This is a genomic window from Hymenobacter sp. (genome assembly GCF_035709525.1).
Classification (GTDB): Bacteria; Bacteroidota; Bacteroidia; order Cytophagales; family Hymenobacteraceae; genus Hymenobacter.
Genome location: NZ_DASTEP010000175.1, coordinates 1 through 4,698, shown reverse-complemented (window position 1 = coordinate 4,698; position 4,698 = coordinate 1). Strand labels below are relative to the sequence as shown.

The 4,698-nt window shown below is 65.3% G+C and carries 2 protein-coding genes; one reads left to right on the top strand and one right to left on the bottom strand.

All coding sequences use genetic code 11. From position 1 onward, the window contains the following. Positions 1-29: 29 nt before the first annotated feature. Positions 30-1,541, bottom strand: a complete 1,512-nt coding sequence (locus VFO93_RS15880; RefSeq protein ID WP_325135350.1) for a hypothetical protein — start codon at positions 1,539-1,541, stop codon at positions 30-32. Between the two features lie 314 nt (positions 1,542-1,855). Between VFO93_RS15880 and VFO93_RS15875 the strand changes: the two genes are divergently transcribed. Further along, on the top strand, positions 1,856-4,633 hold the full coding sequence (locus VFO93_RS15875; protein ID WP_325135349.1) for a substrate-binding domain-containing protein: 2,778 nt from the start codon (positions 1,856-1,858) through the stop codon (positions 4,631-4,633). The last annotated feature ends 65 nt before the right edge of the window (positions 4,634-4,698 follow it).

Sequence of the window (4,698 nt, the reverse complement as noted above, 5' to 3'; positions counted from 1 at the left end):
AACACCCCGAAACACTGCGCGAATTAACATTAGCGCGTAGCGGCGGCCGAGTCGCGGACCGGGCGACTAGTGCTGTCGGGGCGGCTGGCCGGGCGTGCGCCGCCGGCCGGCGTGGGGTGCGCGTACTCCCGCATGAGGTAGTCGAAAAGCAGACCTGCAATCTTATGCGCCCCGCGCGGGTTCACGTGCGTGTAGTCCTTATTGGCCAGCGCGGGCGACTCCTCGACCCACTTCACCATCGAGTTTTCGCCGCCCATCGCCTCGTATAAATTCCAGAACGCGGCGTGGTTGCGCTCGGCCAGCCGGCGCTGGGCCGCCAGCAGGCGCGGCACGCTGGGGTCGGTCACGAACTCGCCGTCGATGCGCGAGCTTTTGTCGCTCATGCCCACGATGAGGATGCTGGCATTAGGAAAAGCGCGCTGCATGCGGTCGACCACGCGGGTCATGCCGCGCTCGTACCAGTTGTAGCTTTTGTAGCTGGCCGAGGCCACATTTACGCCGTAGTGAATGATAATGAGGCGGTAATCGAGCAAATTGCCGAAGGCGGCCAGCTGATTGAAGGGAATCTTGGTGAGCCCTAAGCCGCTGTTGCCCCGAAACGAAAAGTTGTCGAGCACCACGCCCTGCGGGCTTTCAAAGCTGACGCCGTACACCGGGCGCGGGCCGTGCGCCGCAAAGGCAAAGCGCATGGTGCGGGCCGGCACGCCGGGCTTGAGTAGCAGCTCGTTGACGGCGGCGCGGCCGGGCAGCGTGTGCGGCACGCGGTGGCGGTCGGTGGTCACGAGCACCTGGTCGCGGCCCGAGCCGGGGCCATAAAACAGGCGCGCCTCCGCGAAGCGGCGGGTAGTGGCCCGGCCCGGCCCAGCCTGGTACTGCACCCAGCTGGTATCGGCCACGATGCCGGTGCTGTCGCGGTTGGCTACTTGGCGGGGTAAAAAGGCGTGCCCCGAAATGCCCAGCGGGCACTTGCTGGGCAGCTTGGCCGATACCAAATTATACTCGTACCAGTCGCTGGAAAACGTTTGGCGGATGGTGCTCCGAAAGTCGGCCGTGATGGAATTGATGGGTACGTAGCCCACGCCCGCGCCACCAAACTCGGTTTGGAGGCTGTTGCGGAGGTCGCCGGTGATGAGGTCGCCCTCAATCATGGAATCGCCGAAGTAGGCAATGCGGACCGGGCTGCCATCGGCTTTGGTTTGACGCAGGGCGGCCAAAAAGCTGTCGAGGCCGCCCAGGTTGGGCACGCCGGATTGCCGGGGCTGGGTAGTGCCGGGCGTGGCCACGGTGTCGGCCGGTTCGGTGTCGGCGGTCGCGGCGGCTACCGTATCGGCCGGGGCCACGGTGGGCGGGGCATTGGGCGGGGGCGCGGCGAGGCGGGCCAGGGCCGTGGGGTCTTTGCGCAAGACGTCGGCCAGTAGCCGCACCGGGCGTAGCTCCACGCCGCCCACCGTCATGCCCGGTTTTAAGAGAGAAAGCAGGCCCAATAAGCCCACCACCAGCAAAACCAGTAAAAACGGGTTTTGCGAACGCGTCGAATTCATACCTGTGAGTAGCAGCCCCAAAGGTAAGGCAGCCTCTTAGCGGCTTGGGTGCGGAAGCGGAAGTTTCTTTAGATTTCCCTCAGATAATCAGCTGGAAAGAATATTGCACTCGTTGCGCAGTAAGGCACTACCCGTCATGCTGAGCGAAGTCGAAGCATCTCTACCGCACTGTTGTTATGCATCAAGGGTTAGTTCACCGATAGAGATGCTTCGGCTTCGCTCAGCATGACGGGTATTAATAACGACGCTACCTTGATAAGTAACTACTCACTCCTAATTTCCGCATATCCGATACGCACAAGTACCTTAGCAAAATGATACTCGCCGCCCGAATAGCCTGTTGGCTACTGCTGAGCTGGGTAGTGGTCGCTGGCCTGCGCGGCCCGGCGGCCCAGGCCGCGCCCGCGCCGCCCGCCTACCGCATCGGCTTTTCGCAGTGCACCAACGGCGACGCCTGGCGGCTGGCCATGCTGGCCGGGATGCAAAAGGAGCTGAGCTTCTACCCGCAGGTGCGCTTCCAGATGAAGGACGCCCACTACAGCACGGCCCAGCAGGCGCAGGACATCCGCGATTTTCTGCGCGAGGGCATCGACCTCCTCATCGTGTCGGCCAATGAGGCTGAGCCGATTACGCCGCTGGTGGAAGAAGTTTATAACCGTGGTATTCCGGTGGTGATTCTCGACCGGCGCACTACCTCGAAGCTGTACACGGCCTACGTGGGTGGCAACAACCAGGAAGTGGGCCAGATGGCTAGCCGCTACGCCAGCAGCCTGCTGCACCAGCGCGGCAACGTGCTAGAAGTGCTGGGCGCGGCTGGCTCGTCGCCGGCCGTGGACCGGCATTTGGGCTTCGTGCGGGGGCTGGCGGCGTTGCCGGGGCTGCATTTGGCAGCGCAGGTGCCTTCCGATTGGGAGCGGCCGTCGGTGCTGCGGGCGCTGCCGCCGGTGCTGCGCGCGCACCCCGAGGTCAACCTGATTTTTGCTCATAATGACCGCCTAGCGCTGGGGGCCTACCAGGTGTGCAAGCAGCTGGGCATCAGCCACCGGGTGCGGGTGGTGGGCGTGGATGGGCTGCCCGGCCCGCAGGGCGGCATTCAGCTGGTGCAGGATGGCATCATCACGGCCACGCTGCTGTACTCGCCGGGGGGGGAGGAAGCCATTCGCACGGCCATGCACATTTTGCGCCGCGAGCCGTATCATAAGGAGAACATTCTCAGTACGATGGTTATCGACTCGACCAACGTGCAGACGATGAAGCTGCAAACCGAGCAGCTGGCCAGCCAGCAGCAGGACATTCAGCGGCAGCAGGAGCTGCTGCGCTCGCAGCGCGCCACCTACGCCAGCCAGCAGCTGGTGCTGTACGTGGTGGCCGGGGCGCTGCTGGTGGCGGCCGGGCTGGGGCTGCTGGCGTGGCGGGCGCTGCGCGCCAACCGCCGCATCACGCGGATGCTGGCGGGCCAAAACCAGGAAATCCGCTCGCAGCGCAACCAGATTGAGGACCTGGCCGAGCAGGCGCGCAAGGAAACCGAGGCCAAGCTGCGCTTTTTCACCAACTTCTCGCACGAGCTGCGCACCCCGCTCACCCTCATGCTGGGGCCGCTGGAGGAGGTGCTGACCGCCGGCCCGCCGCTGCCCCCCGGCCAGCGCCACGAACTGAGCCTAGTGCGACGCAACGCCCAGCGGTTGTTGCAGCTGGTGAATCAGCTCATGGATTTTCGCAAAATCGACGTGGGCAAGATGCCCGTGCGGGCTACCGAGGGCAACCTGGTGGTTTTCGTGCGCGAAATCATGGACATGTTTGAGAAAACGGCCCGGCAGCGCGGCATCAGCCTGCGGTTTTTGCCGGCCGAGCCGGCCGTGTGGCTGTGGTTCGATGTCAACATTCTGGATAAGGTCTTTTTCAACCTGCTGGCTAATGCGCTGAAATTCACGCCTGAGCGTGGGCAGATTGCCGTCAGCATCGAGCCGCTGCCGGCCGAGGGGCAGGTGCGGGTGAGCGTGGAGGACACCGGCCCCGGCATCAGCGCCCACGACCAGGCGCACATCTTCGAGTGGTTTTACCAGGGGCAGACGCCGGGCGGCAAGGGTTCGGGCATGGGGCTGGCCTTGGCGCTGGGCCTCACGCGGTTGCACCAGGGGCAGCTCACGTTTCGGAGCTTGCCGGGGCAGGGCACCACGTTTGTGCTCACGCTGCCGCTGGCCTTGCCCGAGGCGCTGCGCTCGGCTGCGCCCGCGCCCATGCCCGTGTCGCCGGCCTTCACGCTCGATGAGGAGCTGGCCGAAACCCTGCCCGACGCGGCCTTTGCCACCGGCGACACCAGCGCCGCGCTGGTGCTCGTGATTGAGGATAACCCCGAGGTCAACGCCTTTCTGGCGCGCAAGCTGCGGCCCCACTTCCAGGTGCAAACGGCGGCCGACGGGGCCACCGGCCTGCGCCTGGCCGCCGACACCATCCCCGACCTGGTGGTGTGCGACGTGATGATGCCCGACCTGAGCGGCCTGGAAGTGGTGAGCCAGCTCAAGGGCGACTGGCGCACCTCGCACATTCCGGTGGTGCTGCTCACGGCGCGCTCGGCCCCCGAGCAGCAGGTAGAGGGCGTGCAGGCCGGGGCCGACCTCTACCTCACCAAGCCCTTCAATCCCACGTTTTTGCTCGAAAGCCTGCGCACGCTGCTCGGCAACCGCCAGCGCCAGCGCGAGCATTTCCGCCGCGAGCTGAGCACCGATACCGCCACCGTGGCCCCCGCCCAGCGCCCCGACCAGAAGTTTCTGGCCGACCTCACGGCCATCGTGGAAGCCAACCTAGCCCGCCCCGACTTGAGCGTGGACGATGTGGCCCATAGCCTGGGCCTCTCGCGGGTGCAACTCTACCGCAAGGTGAAGGCCGTGCTGGGCACCGGCGTCAGCGACTTCATCCAGGGCCTGCGCCTCACCAAAAGCCGGCAGCTGCTGCTCGAAGACGGCCTCACCATCGCGGAGGTGGCGTACCAGCTGGGCTTCTCGTCGCCGGCTTATTTCTCGACGAGCTTTCGGGGGCGCTACCAGTTGTCGCCTTCTGAGTTTCGGGCGCTGCATACTACGCCGAATGCGTAGTGGTGGGGCGGCTCGGCGGCCGTATTACCCCACCCCCGACCCCTCCCCTCCGGGAGAGGGGAGCC

Coding starts and splice junctions, on each gene's coding strand:
- VFO93_RS15880 (WP_325135350.1), bottom strand. CDS start 1,541: ATGAATTCGACGCGTTCGCAAAACCCGTTTTTACTGGTTTTGCTGGTG.
- VFO93_RS15875 (WP_325135349.1), top strand. CDS start 1,856: ATGATACTCGCCGCCCGAATAGCCTGTTGGCTACTGCTGAGCTGGGTA.